Here is a 17,631-nt window from a genome sequence, read left to right as displayed (position 1 = left end):
TGCGAGCTAGTGAAAGCCGAACAGCTGCTTAAGGGGCTTGAGGTAGCGGCGCGACACCGGCACCTTGGCGCCGGCGCGGGTGGTGAGCTCGGCGCCCGCCTCCCGCATCTCGATCTCGGCAATGGCGCCGGGGGCCACCAGATATTGCCGGTGGCAGCGCACCAAGGGGGTTTTTTCCTCAATTACCTTGAGGGTCATATGGGTGTGTACCTGCTCGCGGGGGGTGGCCACGTGCACGCCGGAGAGATCACTGAACACGTATTCCACCTCCGCCACCGGCACCACTTTCAGCTTCTGGCCGCTGTAGCAGGGCAGGTGCTCCAGCCGGTCGGGCGCCAGTGTTTCCAGGGCCTGGGGGCGCCGATCCCGGCGTACCTTCTCCAGGGTCTGCTGCAGCCGCCGTTCATCCACCGGTTTGAGCAAATAGTCAAAGGCATGGCGGTCAAAGGCCTGCACCGCAAACTCGTCAAAGGCGGTAACGAACACCACCCGGGGCATGGTGGCCGGATCCAGCATGGCGATCAGCTCCATGCCGCTGATGCGGGGCATTTGAATATCCAGAAACACCAGATCGGGCTGCAGCCGGCTGATGGCCTGCATGGCCTCAATGGCGTTGCCGCACTGGCCCACAATCTCGATGTCGTCGGCCTCGGCGAGCTGGGCGGCCAGCTCCTCCCGGGCAAAGGGCTCGTCGTCAACAATCAGGCAGGTGATCATGATGCAGGCTCCGTCACGGGCAGGTGAATGTCCACCCGGGTAAATTCGCCGGGCTCACAGACCACGGTCAGGCCGTAGTCGGGGCCGAACAGGTTCTGAATGCGTTTGTGCACCAGGTTCATGCCCAGGCCGTCCGAGTCTTTTTGGGGCTGATACAGGCCGGCATTGTCGGTCACCGCCAGCCATAATACACCGCTCTGGATGGTCGCCGTCACTTGAATATGGCCGGTGTCCAGCAGGTGTGAGGTGCCGTGCTTGACCGCATTTTCGATAATGGGCTGCAGGGTGAAGGCCGGCACGCGAATGTCGTGCAGCGAGGCGGGAATGTCGATGTCCACTTGCAGCTTGTCGATAAAGCGGGCCTTTTCGATGGTGAGGTAGGCGTGAATGTGCTCCAGCTCGTCGCCCAGGGTGACCAGGCCGGTGGTGCGCTTGAGGTTGATGCGCAGAAACTGGCTGAGCTGCTGTAACAGCTGCCGCGCCTTGCCGGGATCCTGCCGGGTAATGGCGCCTATGGTGCTTAATGCATTGAACAGAAAGTGCGGATTGACCTGGGCTTGCAGCAGTTTCAGCTCCGCCTGGGTCAGCAGGCTTTGCTGCTCCACAAAACGGCCAAACAGGATCTGGTTCGACAGCAGCCGGGCAATGCCTTCCCCCAGGGTGCGGTTGATATTAAGAAACAGCTTGTTCTTGGGCTCGTACAGCTTGATGGTGCCCACCACTTCGTTGTCGCTGCGCAGCGGGATCACCAGGCTGGACCCAAGCCGGCAGTGAGGCGACATGGAGCAGGCGTAGGGAACGTTCACCCCGTCGGCAAACATCACTTTATTGTGGCGAATGGCGTCCAGGGTCATTTGCGAGGAAATGGGGGCGCCGGGCAGGTGGTGGTCGGCACCGATGCCGATAAAGGCCAGCAGTTTTTCCCGGTCGGTGATGGCCACGGCGCCGACCTTGGTTTCTTCTATTAAGATGCGCGCCACCTGGGTGCTGGTTTCCTGGTTAAAGCCCTTGCTGAGCAGGCCCACGCTGCGCTCGGCGATTTTCAGTGCCTTGGTGGAAAAGGCGGAAGACTGCTTGTCGAACATGGCTTTCTGATCCCGAATCATGCTCATGAACAGCGCCGCACCCACCGAATTCACCAGCAGCATGGACGGCGCGATTTGCAGCACCAGCGCCAGGGCCTGATCAAAGGGCCGGGCCAGCAGCAGAATAATGGCCATCTGCATCAGCTCGGCCGCGAGCGTCAGCAGGCAGACCCGCAGCGGGTTGAAGATCAGCTCGCTTCTGCCGGTGCGCCGCAAATACAGGCTGACCAGGCCGGCGGAGAGCCCTTCCAGGGTGGTGGACACGGCGCAGGCCAGATCGGTAAAGCCCCCCAGGCTGTAGCGGTGCAGTCCGCCGGTGAGGCCCACCAGGGTGCCGGTAACCGGGCCGCCGAGCAGGCCGCCCAGCACCGCGCCCATGGCCCGGGTGTTGGCAATGGCGCCATGGGTTTGCTCGCCAAAGTAGGTGGCCATGATGCAAAAGCCGGAAAACACCAGGTAAATAAATACCTTGTGGGGCAGCCGGGTGGCCGCTTCGGTTAACAGCCGGAACAGCGGCGTGCGGCTGACCAGGTACACAATGACCAGATACAGCGACATCTGCTGAGTGAGCAGCAGCACCAGCGACATGGCGGCTCCTTGAAGCGGGAAGGCAGGGGGCTGATGTTATCATAGCCTGCGGGAGTGAACCGCCAGCAAGGTTCAGGTGGAACCTATTCTCATTGCTTATAATCGATTATCTGAAAATAGCGGGAACATATAACTTAAAAACCTGGTTAAACACTCAAGTATTGGCTGGCTCCGGCCGATCCATCCAGTCGACCAAAACCCTGTTTCAACACCAAACCAGCAAGGAAATTCCGTTGTTCAGAAACGTTAATATCGGCACTCGCCTGGCCGCCGGCGTGGGTGGCCTGGTGGCGATCACCGTGCTCGCCATGTCCTTCTTTTATCTGGCCAATGCCAACCGGCTGATCGCCCAGGCGGAAAAGCGCGAGCTGCAAGGCCTGTATGGCGCCGTGCGTGCCCAGATTGATACCCAGGCGCTGTTTGCCGAGGCCATGAGCGCCATGGTGGCGGCCCAGCCCGGCGTGCAAAGTGCCTTTGCCAATGGCGAGCGGGAGCGGCTTGCCGGCCAGTTTCTGCCGGTGTTCAAGCGTCTTGAACAACACTATGGCGTGGCCCAGTTTCAGTTTCACACCGCGCCCGCCACCTCTTTTCTGCGGCTGCACCGGCCGGAAAAATACGGTGATGATCTGAGCGCCCTGCGGCCCACCATAGTGGCCACCAACCAGAGCCGGGCGCCGGTGCGGGGGCTGGACGGCGGGGTGGCCGGCATTGGCATTCGCGGCCTGTCGCCCATCGGCCAGGCGGGCCGGCACCTGGGCTCGGTGGAGTTCGGGCTTAACCTGGCCCAGTCCTTTGCGGAACATTTCAGTCAGGAATTTGGTGCCGGCATTGCCATTCATGCCATTAACAGCAACCGCCCGGAGCAGTTGGCCTCCACCATTGCCGGCGGCAGCCTGAACACGGCGGAGCAATTGCTGGCCGCCTGGCGGGGAGAAACCGTGCTGGGCCGTGAAGAGCAAAAAGATACGCACTACGCCACCCTGGCCCGCACCCTGAGCGACTATGCCGGCAACCCCATTGCGGTGGTGGAAATTGCCATGGATCGCAGCTTCTACGCCGATAATCTGGCCGCCACCCGGCTGTTTGTGGGCAGTCTGGCCACGGTTGCCCTGCTGGTGGCGGTGCTGGTGGCCCTGGTGCTGGCGCGCAGCATAGTGCAGCCGCTGCGGGCAACGGTAATGAACCTGCAGGACATTGCCGACGGCGACGGGGATTTGACCTGGCGCCTGGATGAGGCCGGCCGTGACGAGCTGAGCGAGCTGGCCCGGGCCTATAACCGCTTCGTGACCAAGGTGCAGGAGCTGGTACGACGGGTGTCGGACGCCACCGGCCAGATGGCCGCCGCCACCGAGGAGTTGTCTCAGGTGGCCGGGGAAACCCGTCGGGGCGTAGACAGCCAGCGGGATCAGACCACCCAGGTGGTGACCGCCATGCATCAGATGACCATGTCGATTCAGGAAATTGCCGGCAACACCGGCAATGCCGCCGATACCGCCCGGCAGACTACCGCCACCACCGAACATGGCCGCGACGCCGTGGGCCGCAGCGTGCAGAGCATGCACGAGCTGGCCGGCGAGGCGGGGCAGGCGTCGGCCATGATCCAGGAGCTGGCCCGCCAGAGCGGCGACATTGGCAAAATGCTGGACGTGATCCACACCATTGCCGACCAGACCAACCTGCTGGCGCTCAATGCCGCCATTGAAGCGGCCCGGGCCGGCGACGCCGGCAAGGGCTTCTCGGTGGTGGCCGATGAAGTGCGCAGCCTGGCCCAGCGTACCCAGCAAAGCACCGGCGAAATTGAACAGCTGGTGACCCGCATTCAGCAAAGCACCCACAATGTGGTGGCGGTGATGGAGCAGAACCGACAAAAAACCGAAACCGCCGTGGACGAGGCCAACACGGTGGCCAGCCGGCTGAGTGACATTAAAACCGCCGTGGATGCCATTCACGACATGAACACCCAGGTGGCTGCGGCCGTGGAAGAGCAGTCCGCCGTGGCGGAAGACGTAAACCGCAGCATGAGTCTTATCAACGACATTGCCGAGCAAAGCGGTCATTCCGTGGGTCAGACCGCCCAGGCCAGTGCAGAGCTGGCGCGGCTTGCTACTCAGTTGCAGGCGCTGGTAGGGCGCTTTCGCGTGTAACGCCGGCGAACGGCACCGGTCATGACGGACATTCCGGCAAGTGTTGATAAGCCGGAATGTCCGTCAGCTTGATTGCCCAAGGGGCCCCGCTGCCCAAAAAAATTCTGGCTGTAGGCGCAATGGGCACCGGGCTGTCGAGACTGCCGGCAGGCACCACCACACAATCAATGTGTTCCGCCACCACCGGCAGGGCCGAACCGCAGTGCCGGCAAAAGCTTCTGGCATGCAGCGTGTTTGCATGCCGGTAGGTTTTGACATCCTCTTCGCCCCGAGTCCAGGTTAACACCGCAGACGGCGCAAACAGATTGGCGGCATGGGCAGAGCCCGTGCCTTTTTGGCAGCGATGGCAGTAGCACAGGTAAAAAGACCGAAACTCCCCCGCAAGCGTATAGTTCACACCACCGCAGAGGCATGATCCTGTGTATTGAGTCGCCACGAAAACCTCCTGGTTTTTAAATGCTTATTCGGCTGCCAGCCCGTTCAGTACTCCCTGCAACAACGGAGTGATGGGCGCATTCAGCTTGAGGCTGAGCAGCTCATCGGCCCGGGTTTTGCCCAGGGTAAGGGCGGCGATGGGCTTGTTCCACTCCTGGGCCTTGCGGCAGAAGCGAAAGCCGGAATACACCATTAGCGACGAGCCAATCACCAGCAGGCCGTCGGCCGCTTCAAGGGCATTCAGTGAATCTGCCACGCGTTGCCTGGGCACATTGTCGCCAAAGAACACCACATCGGGCTTGAGAATGCCGCCGCACCGGTCGCACTCGGGCACGTGAAAGCGGCTGAAATCCACTTCCAGATCCGCATCGCCATCCGGTGCCGTGGCGGCGGTATAGTGAATAAACTCCGGGTTCAGCTCGGCACTGCGTTGGTGGGTGTCATCCCGGCTGTAGCGATAGTCGCAGCGCATGCACACCACCTGATCGGAGCGGCCATGCAGGTCCACTACCTTTTCGCTGCCGGCCCGCTGGTGCAGGCCGTCCACGTTCTGGGTAACCAGCAAACTCACATGACCCAGCCGCTCAAGGGTGGCCAGCGCACTGTGGGCCGGATTGGGGCGCGCATCCCGCATGACCGGCCAGCCCACCAGGCTGCGGCCCCAGTACCGCTTACGGGTGTGCTCACAGCCCATAAAATCCGGATGCTGCACCGGCTGCGGGCGCTTCCACTGGCCTAGCTGATCCCGGTAGTCGGGAATGCCGGAGTCGGTGCTGATGCCGGCGCCGGTCAGCACCAGCAGGCGAGGGTGCTGGTGAATAAACTCAAGCAGCGCGGTGGTGGCGTCGGTCATGGCGTGGGCTCCCGGAGCAGTAGCGTCAACAGTATTCAATATATTCAGAGAGCCGGCCAGGGGAGAAGGAATTTCACCAGCAGTCGGTGATGGCGGCATATTCCTCCGCCATGGGGTAAATGCCTACACCGGGCTGTTATTTTAGGCGTGAAAAATAACGCTACAGAGCGAGTTCATCCAACAGCGTGGCGAGCGCTGCCCGCTCGGCAGCATTCAATGCCTGCAGTGGCGCCGGCAGACAAGGAGCGCTGGCATGCCCCAGCAATTCTGCCGCCGCTGCCACCACCCGGACGCTGCCGTGCTGATTAAACAATGCCCAGAGCGGGGACAGGCGCATTGAGAGCTGTTCCGCCAGTGCAGCGTTACCGCTTTGCGCGGCCCGGGTCAGTGCCAGGGCCATTTCTGGAAAAAGCCCACCCAGCACCGAATACCACAGCTCACAGCCGGCGTTCAGCCCGGTTGCAGCCAAGGGATCTCCGCTGATACCAATGGATACATGAGAAGGAATCAGCTTGCGCAGACGGGATATCCGCTCTTTTGCAGCTTGCGGGTCGGCAGGAACACCCGGAATTTTTATCGAAGCGATGTTGGGCAACTGAGCGATACGGCCATGCAGCTCGTCAGTAAATTCAAAACGGGTCGTGCGCGGATTATCGTATACACACAGGGGCACCGAAATTTCAGCGCTGACGCTTCGGTAAAGCTCGTAGACTTCCTCACTGGTCAGCGGCTGGTATGACACAGGTGCCAGCAACAGTGCGCTAGCACCGGCCTGTTGGGCATCTTCGGCCAGGTGCAGCACTTCTCTGGTGCTCGTCGCTCCTATTCCTGCCATGACCGGTATCGGCCCGGCATGTTGCACCGCCAGCTGAATAATTTGGGCCCGTTCGGCCCGGTTCAGATAGGCATAGCTGCCGGTGGATCCCAGTGCCCCGATAGAATCCACTTCCGCCTCAGTAAGGCGTTCGATCAGGCGAACAAAGGATGTTTCGTTCGGTCCTTTCATATTCATGGGGGTAAGGGGAAATGCGCTTAGACCATTAAACATCTCTTGGCTCCTGTAATATGCTCCGTCACCTGCCAGATTTCTAATGGCTTTACGTGATCTGATTTTTCAATAACCTCTATATCAATTGGATGACTAAATTAACGCTTCAATAACCGGCGCAGCTTTGCTGCGTCCGGCGCCGAAGGCGCGTAGTTAATTGATTTGTTAGGCATTATCGTTCTGTAGTGCTACCGAAATACGATCAAAGAGAACAGAGAAACGATGAAACTTATCAGCCTCTAAATTTGGCACTATATTTTGAGAAAATGCCTTCTTATCACCAGAAACTAAACGATAAGCTGATAAGTCGCCTAAAGCGCCAGAAAATAGCTGCTGTTGCTCTGGAGAAAGAGGGATCTTTTTACCTGCTGCGGCTACAACTATCTCTTGCTCCTTAAACTCAAGACCTCGGCCCTCGTCATCCTTAAGTTGGTGTACATCGCTGTCGAATAGGTATTCTACACATAGATTTTTTGCCTCGACTACTGGCAAGTTATCGCCAGCTACGGCAAGAGTAAGAGCGACCGCATATCCATTTGCATGCCTTTTTTCATGTGATCGCGCCTTCACAATCTTGAAGTTCTTGCTTAGCGAATCAAACGCCTTTATCCCTTCTTGATCATGATCGAAGACAGCGACAACATGGCGACCATCTGCGGGATGAATACTTTCAATAGCTTTAGCCAATGAACCTGCCCCTCCACTTCCACCACCAGAAATATTTGCTGAAGGGTCAGCGGAACGAATCATGAATGGCATTTCAACATTGGGATTGAGCTTTTTCCAAGCAGCCTCAATGATTGAGATATCAGTCACACCTTCCACTAGCACAAGAGGAAGTTGCTTAGCTTCTATTTCTTCTTCCAATGAAGAAACCTTTTTAGATAACTTTTCCAATTCCTTTAATTTACTTTTGTACTCACCATGAATTTCTTGCTGAATTCTTAGTAATCCAATTTCTTCTTTCAGTTTTGCTCCGGAAATTGTTTTCTCCAGTGGATATTCCAAACGCTCAACCTCTGTTTTTGAATCCGGCTGCCATACTCGGTAGCATGAAACTTCTGGGCCTGTTCGAGAAACCATTGCAGGTGAATGACTGGTTATTAAAATTTGCGCGTCATTCGAGTAACGTGTTTCAAGATCGTCTGCGAGCGAATCAGCGCTGGCAAATTCTAGCGAATTCTCTGGCTCTTCAAACCCCCATATAAAAAAAGAGGGGCTCTTTGAAGCGATATAGTGAAGAACCGACGGTATGTAACGAGCTTGCATACCATCACCTCTTAAATTTAGAGATACTTGATTCTCACCAGAAGGAACTGACACCTGGAATGCTTGAAAAAGGCTTGACAGCTGACTTGGTGGTTCGATGGTTGTATCTAAATTAGTAGCTCTTGAAAAATCCGTTCGTAAATCCCCCACTTGCTGCCCGATATGTTCAGCTAGCTGACCAGAAAGCTGAGATATTGGGTTGTCAATCTCAAGCGATGCACCTAACAGTGAATGCTGTAAACGCGAAAGAACATGCTCAAAAAACGCTCTATCTTTTACTGCAGGAACATACTCAAAGTGAACTCGATTTAGAAACACAGGGAGCATTCTCTGAGCTGTTGCAAGCGTTGACGGGCACTTTCCAGCTTTATCTAGTGCCACAAGGTTGTCAGCTTGACTATATTGGTTTTGATCTCGATACCAGTTTCTCTTGACAACGAATCTCTCTGGAAGGCTCCCTTTAAAATTACTCGGCCTTTCAAATTCAATCGATACTTGAATGAACTGTTTGCCTTTAACGGACTCTTTACGCACTTGCTCCAACCGGGCGAGCGAAAAATCCCGGGAAAAATCCAGCGGTGTTTTCCAATCTGTTTGACCGTTGAAGAATAGATTCAGTGCGCGAAGAATATTCGACTTCCCCACATCATTACGGCCCGACAATACATTGAGAGATCCACATTGCTTAAGCGCTATCGTATAGATTGATCGGAAGTACTTTATATCAACACGTCGAATAATTTTCATTCTTTTCCTTGATGCCTAACATTTTAATAGTGAGCATGCTCATATTTCTACCATGGGCCAGCTCGTGTTTAACTTGTAAGCTATTGATAATAATTTAATTTTCACTCATCAGTCGGGTTTTGTGATGAGTGAAAACGCGCATGCGCGGTATCTACAGCTTCTTGCTCACTATCTACATGGCTCAGGCGTAACTTATTAATATCATGAGCATTTTTTAGCCTGATTTGTTGTACACGCGCACGGCGTGTTGATAGTGAGCACTCTGCCGGCAGGCACGCCAATACACTGTGCAAATCATCACTTATTAGGCTGTGGTCACGCTACCGCCCGGATCTTGTGGGCGACCGGGCCGCTTTGCGTGCTGCGATAGAGGTCTTATTGTGCCTGTGGCGGGGCGGAATTCAAATGGAACTTTGGCAGGGTAGAGGACCTTGGAGCGGCTGATTGATGAAGCTGCGGTATCTCCTGAGTATCCCGGGAGCTTTTCAGGCGTGCGCAGCGGCACAAAAAAGCCAGTGCATTGCTGCAACTGGCTTTTTCAGTGTCTGTATGGTGGCCCCTGCCCGACTTGAACGGGCGACCAATCGATTATGAGTCGACTGCTCTAACCAACTGAGCTAAGGGGCCAAAAGTGGGCTGATTATAGGGGAAGGGGCGGGGGCCTGTCCAGCCGTGGCGGCGCTTAGGAGTTTGATTTTTAAGCGGTTGGCTCTATACCAAAGACGACGCTTTAGACAATGTGAATGGTCGACAGGAGGGCAAAGGGAGCTGCTTCACGACCGATCAAATGCCATGGGTGGCATTTGCCGAGCGTTACATGGAGGTACTCGTAGCGTGTCGTGAAGTAGCCCTTTGCCGACTTGACCGGTAGGCAAAGAAAAAGGGCGCCGGAGCGCCCTTTGAACCTTGTGGTGCGGTTGTGCTTATTCGTCGAGGAAGCTGCGCAGCACTTCGGAGCGGCTGGGGTGGCGCAGTTTGCGCAGGGCCTTGGCTTCAATCTGGCGAATACGCTCACGGGTAACGTCGAACTGCTTGCCCACTTCCTCAAGGGTGTGGTCGGTGTTCATGTCGATACCAAAGCGCATGCGCAGTACCTTGGCTTCCCGGGCGGTAAGGCCGGCCAGCACGTCCTTGGTGGCGTTGCGCAGGCTCTCGCTGGTGGCGGAGTCCGCCGGCAGCGACAGGGTGGTGTCCTCGATAAAATCGCCCAGATGTGAATCTTCGTCGTCACCGATGGGAGTTTCCATCGAGATCGGCTCTTTGGCGATTTTCAGCACCTTGCGGATCTTGTCTTCCGGCATGGCCATGCGGTGGGCCAGCTCTTCCGGCGTGGGCTCGCGGCCCATTTCCTGCAGCATCTGGCGGGAGATCCGGTTCAGCTTGTTGATGGTCTCGATCATGTGCACCGGAATACGGATGGTGCGGGCCTGATCCGCAATGGAGCGGGTAATGGCCTGACGGATCCACCAGGTGGCGTAGGTCGAGAACTTGTAGCCGCGGCGATATTCGAACTTGTCGACCGCCTTCATCAGGCCAATGTTGCCCTCCTGGATCAGATCCAGGAACTGCAGGCCGCGGTTGGTGTACTTCTTGGCGATAGAAATAACCAGACGCAGGTTGGCTTCCACCATTTCCTTCTTGGCGCGGCGGGCCTTGGCCTCGCCAATGCTCATGCGGCGGTTGATGTCCTTGATCTGGGAAATGGTGAGGCCGGTTTCCTCTTCCACCGTCTTGAGCTTGCCAATGGCGCGCAGCACGTCTTCAGACACGTCCTGTAGCCGGGCAGACCAGGTCTTGCCGGCGGCCAGCTGGGCGTTGAACCAGGCCTGCTCGCTTTCGTGGTGGGCAAAGGCCTGCACGAAGGTCTTTTTGGGCATTTTGCACTGCTCAACGCACAGCTTCATGATGATGCGTTCCTGCACCCGCACCCGCTCCATCATGTCGCGCATGCTGTTCACCAGGCGGTCGAACTGCTTGGGCACCAGACGGAACTGGCGGAACAGGTCGGCCAGGGCGGTGATCTGCTCGGCGGCTTCGTCCGAGGTGCGGCCCTTGGCGGCGATGGTGTCTCTTACGGCTTCATACTGAGTGCGCAGCTGACCGAATTTCTCGCGGGCTACTTCCGGATCCGGACCATTGTCGGTGTCGGATTCTTCGTCGTCGTCCTCGTCTTCATCCTCGTCGTCGTCTTCGTCGTCGAGGTCCTTGTCGCTCAGCTCGGAGCCAATGTGGGTGGCGGTGGGCGCCACGTCGTCGGCTTCTTCCAGATCCACAAAACCGGAGATGATGTCGCTCAGCTTGATGTCGCCGGCTTCAAAGCGGTCGAACTGATCCAGCAGCGAGGTAATGGCCTCCGGGTACTCGGATACCGAGCTCTGCACCTGGTTGATGCCGTCTTCAATGCGCTTGGCGATGTCGATTTCGCCTTCGCGGGTAAGCAGCTCCACGGTGCCCATTTCGCGCATGTACATGCGCACCGGGTCGGTGGTGCGGCCAATTTCAGATTCAACAGACGCCAGCGCCTGGGCGGCGGCCTCGGCGGCGTCTTCGTCGGCAGTGGTTTCCGACATCATCAGATCATCGGCGTCGGGGGCGTTTTCCACCACCTGAATGCCCATGTCGTTGATCATCTGGATAATGTCTTCGATCTGATCGGAGTCGACAATATCCTGAGGAAGATGATCATTTACCTCGGCATAGGTCAGGTAGCCCTGTTCTTTACCTTTGGCAACGAGAAGCTTAAGCTGTGACTGCGGGGTTTGCTCCATAGAACTCGTCCGGTTAGATGTTGCAAGAGGGTGGGTACTAGAGGCACTCATTTCTGGCGCGCAAGTAGCCGATTATAACAAAATTTGACCAGTCTGGCTAACTGGTCCGAGCTTGCCAACACCTCGCCCTTGAGCCGAGCGTGCTGCAGCGTTCACTGGTTTACCTTCTACCCGTGTTCGGGCCTTTACTACAATCTTGGGGCATCTTGCCCGTTTTTCAATTATCAGACCGCGCCGCCCTTGCTTTCTGTCAGCAGCAGCAGTAATTCCTGTTTTTCCGATGGTGTCAGCCCGTCGCGGCTGCGGCTTTTTTGTTGCAGCAGCTCAATGCGTTGGGCCAGGTAGTCGTTGATCAGCACCACGAAGATGTCTTGCAGTTCCTGCTCGATATGGTCACCGGCAAAGGCGTTGTCGGCCATGGCCAGGCGCGACAGCGCAGGCTCCGCTGAATGCCCCCGCCAGTGCTCCAGCAACTGGGCGGTACTCATTCCGGGCTGTTCGCGCACCATCACCAGCAGCGCCAGCAGCAGCTCCATGCCCGGAACGGACAGCTCTTCCAGCGCCGGCATTTCCGGCAGCCGGGCCGCGGCAGCCGGATATTGTAGCACAAGGGCAATGGCCCGTCGAAGCGGGGTTAACTTGAGTTTTTGCGGGCGCGACGGCGGTTTTTTTCGCCCTCGGCGGGCTTCAGCCGCGCAAACAGCTCCTTGATCCGGCGCTCGTTCTCGCCCCAGTTGAGCTGGCGCGACAGCTGAGTGACCAGGCCTTCCCGGGTAAAGCCCTCGGGCACCCGCATAATGGCTTCGGCGGCCTTGTGGGCCAGCTCGTGCTGGCCGGCGTCGCCGCCCATGCTGTCTTGCGCCAGGCGTTCAAACAGAAAGTCGCCAAAGTCCTGGGCGTTGTCCAGTAGCCGTTCAAAGGCCTGCTGGCCCTGGGTGCGTACCAGGCTGTCGGGATCTTCGCCGTCGGGCAAAAACACAAAGCGCAGGCTGCGGCCGTCCTGCATCAGCGGCAGGGCGTTTTCCAGTGCCCGCCAGGCGGCTTCGCGACCGGCGCGGTCGCCATCGTAGCAGCAGATCACTTCGCGGGTGGTACGGTACAGCAACTGCAGCTGATCGGGGGTGGTGGAGGTGCCCAGGCTGGCTACCGCGTAGTCGATGCCGAACTGGGCCAGGGCCACCACGTCCATGTAGCCTTCCACCACCAGAATGCGCTCCGGGTTGCGGTGGGCCTGGCGAACTTCATACAGGCCATACAGCTCGCGCCCCTTGTGAAACACCGGGGTTTCCGGCGAGTTCAGGTACTTGGGGGTGCCGTCGCCCAGCACCCGGCCGCCAAAGCCGATGGTGCGGCCGCGCCGGTCCCGAATGGGGAACATGATGCGATCGCGAAAGCGGTCGTAAACGCGGCCGTTGTCGTTTTGCAGCAGCATGCCGCCGTCGATCAGCTGGCGTTCGGTGTCGCGGTTTTTGCCAAAGCGGCGTTTGACGCTGTCCCACTGATCCGGCACATAGCCAATGCCAAAGCGTTTCACCACCTCGCCGCTCAGGCCCCGGCCCTTGAGGTAGTCAATGGCTGCCGATGCGCTGCGCAGTTGCTGCTGGTAAAACTGACTGATGTCGTTCAGCAGGCCGTAGAGATCCTGACGTTCGGCCCGGGCCGCCGCCTGTTGCTGGGGCGAGCTGCCGCCGGTGCTTTCCCGGGGCACGGTGAGGCCGTGCATGGCCGCCATTTCGTCAATAGCGTCGAGAAATTCCAGCCCGTCATATTCCATCAAAAAGCCAAGGGCGGTGCCGTGGGCGCCACAGCCGAAGCAGTGATAGAACTGTTTGTCGGGACTAACCGTAAAGGACGGGCTTTTTTCGTTATGAAAGGGGCAGCAGGCCTGATAGTTCTTGCCGGCTTTTTTGAGTCGTACCCGCTGATCGATCAAATCGACAATGTCGGTGCGGGCGAGGAGGTCGTCAATAAATTGTTGCGGGATTCTGCCAGCCATGATTCACCCTAAAGCAAAAAACAAAGCCGTGCATTCTCTCGAAGCACGGCCCGTTGGCAGTTCAGCGGCGATTATCAGGCCAGTTTGGCCTTGATGGTGGCGCTGACCTTGCCCATGTCTGCACGGCCCTGGATCTGCGGTTTGAGTACCGCCATCACCTTGCCCATGTCCTGCATGCCAGTGGCGCCGGTGTCGGCGATGGCCTGCGTGAGCAAAGCGTCCAGCTCGTCTTCGGTCAGGGGTTGCGGCAGGAACTCCTGCAGCACCACGATTTCCTGGCGCTCATTGTCGGCCAGTTCCTGACGACCGGCCTGCTCGAACTGGTTGGCGGCATCTTTGCGCTGTTTCACCATCTTGGTGATCACCGCGATGATGCCGTCATCGTCCAGGGTCTCGCGGCTGTCGATCTCTTTTTGCTTGATCTCGGCCATCAGCATGCGCAGGGTGCCCAGGCGAGCCTTGTCTTTGGCGCGCATGGCATTTTTCTGCTGTTCCGACAGCTGGTCTTTCAAAGACATGAGATCAACAACGCCTTAGTACAGACGAGTGCGACGTGCGTTTTCGCGAGCCAGCTTCTTGGCGTGACGCTTAACAGCGGCAGCCTTGGCGCGCTTGCGCTCGGTAGTCGGCTTTTCGTAGTGCTCGCGGCGACGTACTTCAGACAGGATACCGGCCTTTTCGCAGGAACGCTTGAAGCGACGCAGGGCTACGTCGAAGGGCTCGTTTTCACGTACTTTAATTACTGGCATGTGCCTCTCACCTCGGTTTACTGGCTTGTATCAACCAGTATGACAATAAAATGGTGCGAAATTCTACTCTTAACCGGGTATGGCTGTAAAGACCGACACCCCTTTACTGGTTAAAAAAGCGCGGGCAGGGTAACATGGTTGCCTATTTTTCGACAGTGTTATTCATTTTCCCATGCGTGTACTAGGCATCGAAACCTCCTGCGACGAAACCGGCATCGCCATCTATGACGACAAGCTCGGCATTCTCTCCCATCAGCTGTACAGCCAGGTGAAACTGCATGCCGATTACGGCGGTGTGGTGCCCGAGCTGGCCAGCCGCGACCACATTCGCAAGACCATTCCGCTGATTGAGGCGGCGCTGGCGGAAGCCGGCTGCAGCCAGGACGACATCGACGGTGTGGCCTATACCGCCGGCCCGGGGCTGATGGGCGCGCTGCTGGTGGGGGCCACCATCGGTCGCAGCCTGGCCTTTGCCTGGGGCAAGCCGGCGGTGGCGGTACACCACATGGAAGGGCACCTGCTGGCCCCCATGCTGGAAGAGCGGATGCCGGCCTTTCCCTTTGTGGCGCTGCTGGTGTCCGGTGGTCACACCCTGCTGGTACGGGTGGACGGCATTGGCCGCTATCAGATCCTTGGCGAGTCTATCGACGATGCCGCCGGCGAGGCCTTTGACAAGACCGCCAAGCTGATGGGCCTTGATTATCCCGGCGGTCCGCGCCTGGCGAAGCTGGCAGAGCAAGGCGTGCCCGGCCGCTTTAAGTTTCCCCGGCCCATGACCGACCGGCCCGGGCTGGACTTCAGCTTCTCCGGGCTGAAGACCGCCACCGCCACCACCATTGCCGCCGAAGGCGACGACGACCAGACCCGGGCCGACATTGCCCACGCCTTTCAGCAGGCGGTGGTCGACACCCTGGCCATCAAATGTGAACGGGCATTGAAGCAGACCGGGCTCAACCGGCTGGTGGTGGCGGGCGGCGTCAGTGCCAATGTGTCGTTGCGGGAGCAACTGGCCGCCTTGATGACCGGGCTGAAGGGCGAGGTGTTTTACCCGCGCAATGAATACTGCACCGACAACGGCGCCATGATCGCCTTTGCCGGGCTGCAGCGGCTCAAGGCCGGCCAGACCGAACCGTTGCTGGTGCAGGCCCGCCCGCGCTGGCCGCTGGATGAGCTGTCGCCGGTTGGTGAGGGGTAAGGAGTGAGGGGTAAGGAGACACAGAGCGTGAACTCCTCACCCCTCACACTTCACTCCTCACGCGCTTCACCTGCGCTTGAAGCGGTTGAGGATGGGCGTTTCCTCATGATGGTAAAGCCGGCTGATATTGCGATGATGACGCACAATAATCAGGCAGGACAACAGCGCCACCGCCAGGGTGTATTCGGGCTTGATAAAGTACACGAATACGGGCGCGAACAGGGCGGTGATCAGCGACGCCAGCGACGAATAGCCAAACAGTCCCAGGCTGACCAGCCAGGTCAGCAGCAACAGGCCGGCCAGGTCCATGCCAAGCGGCAGCAGGGCGCCCAGCGCTGTGGCCACGCCCTTGCCGCCGCGAAAGTGAAAAAATAACGGGAACATGTGCCCCAGGCAGGCGGCCATGGCGATAAAGGCCAGATAAAGCGGGCTGATGCCGAGAAACCAGCCGAGGTAGACGGGCAGGGTGCCTTTGAGCAGGTCGAGCAGCAGCACCCACACCGCCGCGCTGCGGTTGCCGGTGCGCAGCACATTGGTGGCGCCGGGATTACCGGAGCCATGGGTGCGGGGATCGGGCAGGCGATAGAGACGGGAGATCAGCACGGCGCTGGACACCGAGCCGCCCAGATAGGCCAGTATGATCATGAACAACGTAAGGGCGGTCATCTCGCGGTTTATACCCCGGGTTCAATCCGTTATGATGGCGCGCTGAACCGGCCTTACGGCCTGCTCGCCAAAGACAGCCACAGCTTAACAGAAGACGAAGACGATGGATAAAGTGTTTGTGCAAGGCCTGGAAGTACTGACGACCATAGGCGTTTACGAGTGGGAGAAAGGCATTCGCCAGAAGATCCGGTTCGATCTGGAAATGGGGTATGACAACCGACCCGCGGCGGCGGGTGACGACATCGGCTGCGCCCTCGACTATGCGACCCTGTCCCAGAAGGTGACCGCCTATGCCGAGCAGAACCACGTTGAGCTGGTGGAAACCATGGCCGAGCACATTGCGCGACTGATCCTGACCGAGTTCCCGGTGCTGTCGGTGAAGGTGCGCCTGACCAAACCCGCCGCCGTGCCCAATGCGGCCGGGGTGGGGGTGGAAATCGAACGTTTTGCCAGCCGCAATCTGCAGGGCTAGCGTCACTGTATTGTCATTCCAAACCGTTATACTCTAAGCCATCATTATTTCAGAGAACGGCTTCATGGAAGTTCATGCCATTCTGCTGGCCCTGATCCAGGGGCTGACCGAATTTTTACCTGTTTCGAGCTCTGCTCACCTGATATTGCCGGCGGTCCTGCTGGGCTGGCCCGATCAGGGCATGGCCTTTGACGTGGCGGTGCACCTGGGCAGCCTGCTGGCGGTGCTGTACTACTTTCGGCGCGAGGTGCACACCATGGCGCTGAGCTGGTGGGCATCACTGCGGGGCGGCGGCCACAGTGCCGAGTCGCGGCTGGCCTGGGGCATCATACTGGCCACGGTGCCCGCCTGCGTGGCGGGGCTGCTGCTGGACGAGGTGATTGGCGCCTACCTGCGCTCTGGCTGGGTGATTGCCGCCGCCACCATTGTCTTTGGTTTGCTGTTGTGGTGGGCGGACCGCATCGCCCGGCAATGCAAAAACGAATATCAAACCGGCTGGCGCGGCGCCCTTTGGCTTGGCTGTGCTCAGGCGCTGGCGCTGATCCCCGGTACCTCCCGCAGTGGCATTACCCTTACCGCCGGCCTGATGCTGGGGCTCACCCGGCAGGCGGCGGCGCGGTTTTCCTTTCTGATGTCGATTCCGGTGATCCTGCTGGCGGGCAGCCACCAGGCCAGCGGTCTGGTGGGCAGCGGCGCTGTGATGTCCTGGCCGGCGGTCAGCCTGGGAGTGCTGGTGTCCTTCGCCAGTGCCCTGGCCTGCATTCACCTGTTTCTTAAGCTGCTCAGCCGGGTGGGGGTCTTGCCCTTTGTGCTCTACCGGCTGGCGCTGGGGGCGGTACTGATCGGCGTGCTGAGTCAGGGTTGAATACAGCGTCGTCCCCGCGAACACGGGGAGGTTG

The 17,631-nt window shown here is 58.6% G+C and carries 16 protein-coding genes and 1 tRNA gene; 4 read left to right on the top strand and 13 right to left on the bottom strand.

All coding sequences use genetic code 11. The features are described 5' to 3' along the window. Positions 1–6: 6 nt before the first annotated feature. Together btsR and GU3_RS16170 are read right to left on the bottom strand one after the other, a co-directional pair. Positions 7–717 (bottom strand): two-component system response regulator BtsR, encoded by a 711-nt coding sequence (btsR, locus tag GU3_RS16175; RefSeq protein ID WP_014293608.1) that lies wholly within the window; start codon positions 715–717, stop codon positions 7–9. After that, positions 714–2,390 (bottom strand): sensor histidine kinase, encoded by a 1,677-nt coding sequence (locus tag GU3_RS16170; RefSeq protein WP_014293607.1) that lies wholly within the window; start codon positions 2,388–2,390, stop codon positions 714–716. The genes btsR and GU3_RS16170 overlap by 4 nt, the downstream gene beginning before the upstream one ends. Positions 2,391–2,623: 233 nt before the next feature. On the opposite strand from GU3_RS16170, the gene GU3_RS16165 reads away from it, so the two are divergent. Then, positions 2,624–4,534: a methyl-accepting chemotaxis protein gene (locus GU3_RS16165; protein WP_014293606.1), complete on the top strand. Its 1,911-nt coding sequence runs from the start codon at positions 2,624–2,626 to the stop codon at positions 4,532–4,534. Between the two features lie 19 nt (positions 4,535–4,553). On the opposite strand, the gene GU3_RS16160 is transcribed toward GU3_RS16165, so the two are convergent. The 10 genes from GU3_RS16160 to rpsU all read right to left on the bottom strand — a co-directional run bounded on the left by GU3_RS16160 (position 4,554) and on the right by rpsU (position 14,399). Next, positions 4,554–4,970: a GFA family protein gene (locus tag GU3_RS16160; protein ID WP_041543365.1), complete on the bottom strand. Its 417-nt coding sequence runs from the start codon at positions 4,968–4,970 to the stop codon at positions 4,554–4,556. 24 nt (positions 4,971–4,994) lie between these two features. Continuing rightward, positions 4,995–5,822 (bottom strand): NAD-dependent protein deacetylase, encoded by an 828-nt coding sequence (locus GU3_RS16155; protein WP_014293604.1) that lies wholly within the window; start codon positions 5,820–5,822, stop codon positions 4,995–4,997. Between the two features lie 160 nt (positions 5,823–5,982). Continuing rightward, on the bottom strand, positions 5,983–6,870 hold the full coding sequence (locus GU3_RS16150; protein ID WP_014293603.1) for a dihydrodipicolinate synthase family protein: 888 nt from the start codon (positions 6,868–6,870) through the stop codon (positions 5,983–5,985). Between the two features lie 165 nt (positions 6,871–7,035). Continuing rightward, on the bottom strand, positions 7,036–8,886 hold the full coding sequence (locus GU3_RS16940) for an ATP-dependent endonuclease (protein WP_014293602.1): 1,851 nt from the start codon (positions 8,884–8,886) through the stop codon (positions 7,036–7,038). Positions 8,887–9,436: 550 nt separating this feature from the next. Then, a tRNA-Ile gene (locus GU3_RS16145) sits at positions 9,437–9,513 on the bottom strand. A gap of 296 nt (positions 9,514–9,809) precedes the next feature. Then, the gene (gene rpoD / locus GU3_RS16140) at positions 9,810–11,654 is read right to left on the bottom strand and encodes an RNA polymerase sigma factor RpoD (RefSeq protein WP_014293601.1); all 1,845 of its coding nucleotides are present in this window, start codon (positions 11,652–11,654) and stop codon (positions 9,810–9,812) included. A gap of 224 nt (positions 11,655–11,878) precedes the next feature. Continuing rightward, a complete protein-coding gene (locus GU3_RS17385) occupies positions 11,879–12,262 on the bottom strand; it encodes a hypothetical protein (protein WP_237711159.1) in 384 nt (127 codons plus the stop codon). A 26-nt stretch (positions 12,263–12,288) separates the two neighbouring features. Further along, positions 12,289–13,650, bottom strand: coding sequence for a DNA primase (gene dnaG, locus GU3_RS16135; RefSeq protein ID WP_237711158.1), 1,362 nt, complete (start codon positions 13,648–13,650; stop codon positions 12,289–12,291). Positions 13,651–13,724: 74 nt separating this feature from the next. Beyond that, positions 13,725–14,168: a GatB/YqeY domain-containing protein gene (locus GU3_RS16130; protein WP_014293600.1), complete on the bottom strand. Its 444-nt coding sequence runs from the start codon at positions 14,166–14,168 to the stop codon at positions 13,725–13,727. 15 nt (positions 14,169–14,183) lie between these two features. Beyond that, positions 14,184–14,399, bottom strand: coding sequence for a 30S ribosomal protein S21 (gene rpsU, locus GU3_RS16125; protein WP_014293599.1), 216 nt, complete (start codon positions 14,397–14,399; stop codon positions 14,184–14,186). Positions 14,400–14,571: 172 nt separating this feature from the next. Between rpsU and tsaD the strand changes: the two genes are divergently transcribed. Next, positions 14,572–15,594 (top strand): tRNA (adenosine(37)-N6)-threonylcarbamoyltransferase complex transferase subunit TsaD, encoded by a 1,023-nt coding sequence (gene tsaD, locus GU3_RS16120; RefSeq protein ID WP_014293598.1) that lies wholly within the window; start codon positions 14,572–14,574, stop codon positions 15,592–15,594. Positions 15,595–15,660: 66 nt separating this feature from the next. Here the strand turns inward: tsaD and plsY are convergent, their stop codons facing one another. Continuing rightward, positions 15,661–16,260, bottom strand: coding sequence for a glycerol-3-phosphate 1-O-acyltransferase PlsY (gene plsY, locus GU3_RS16115; protein WP_014293597.1), 600 nt, complete (start codon positions 16,258–16,260; stop codon positions 15,661–15,663). A gap of 103 nt (positions 16,261–16,363) precedes the next feature. Between plsY and folB the strand changes: the two genes are divergently transcribed. Further along, entirely contained in the window at positions 16,364–16,732 is a 369-nt protein-coding gene (folB, locus tag GU3_RS16110; RefSeq protein ID WP_014293596.1) for a dihydroneopterin aldolase, read from the top strand. Between the two features lie 64 nt (positions 16,733–16,796). After that, positions 16,797–17,597, top strand: a complete 801-nt coding sequence (locus tag GU3_RS16105; RefSeq protein ID WP_014293595.1) for an undecaprenyl-diphosphate phosphatase — start codon at positions 16,797–16,799, stop codon at positions 17,595–17,597. Positions 17,598–17,631 lie beyond the last annotated feature (34 nt).

This window comes from Oceanimonas sp. GK1, assembly GCF_000243075.1.
GTDB lineage: Bacteria > Pseudomonadota > Gammaproteobacteria > Enterobacterales > Aeromonadaceae > Oceanimonas.
Note: the sequence above shows the minus strand (reverse complement) of the source record. Positions and strands in the feature narration are given on the sequence as shown.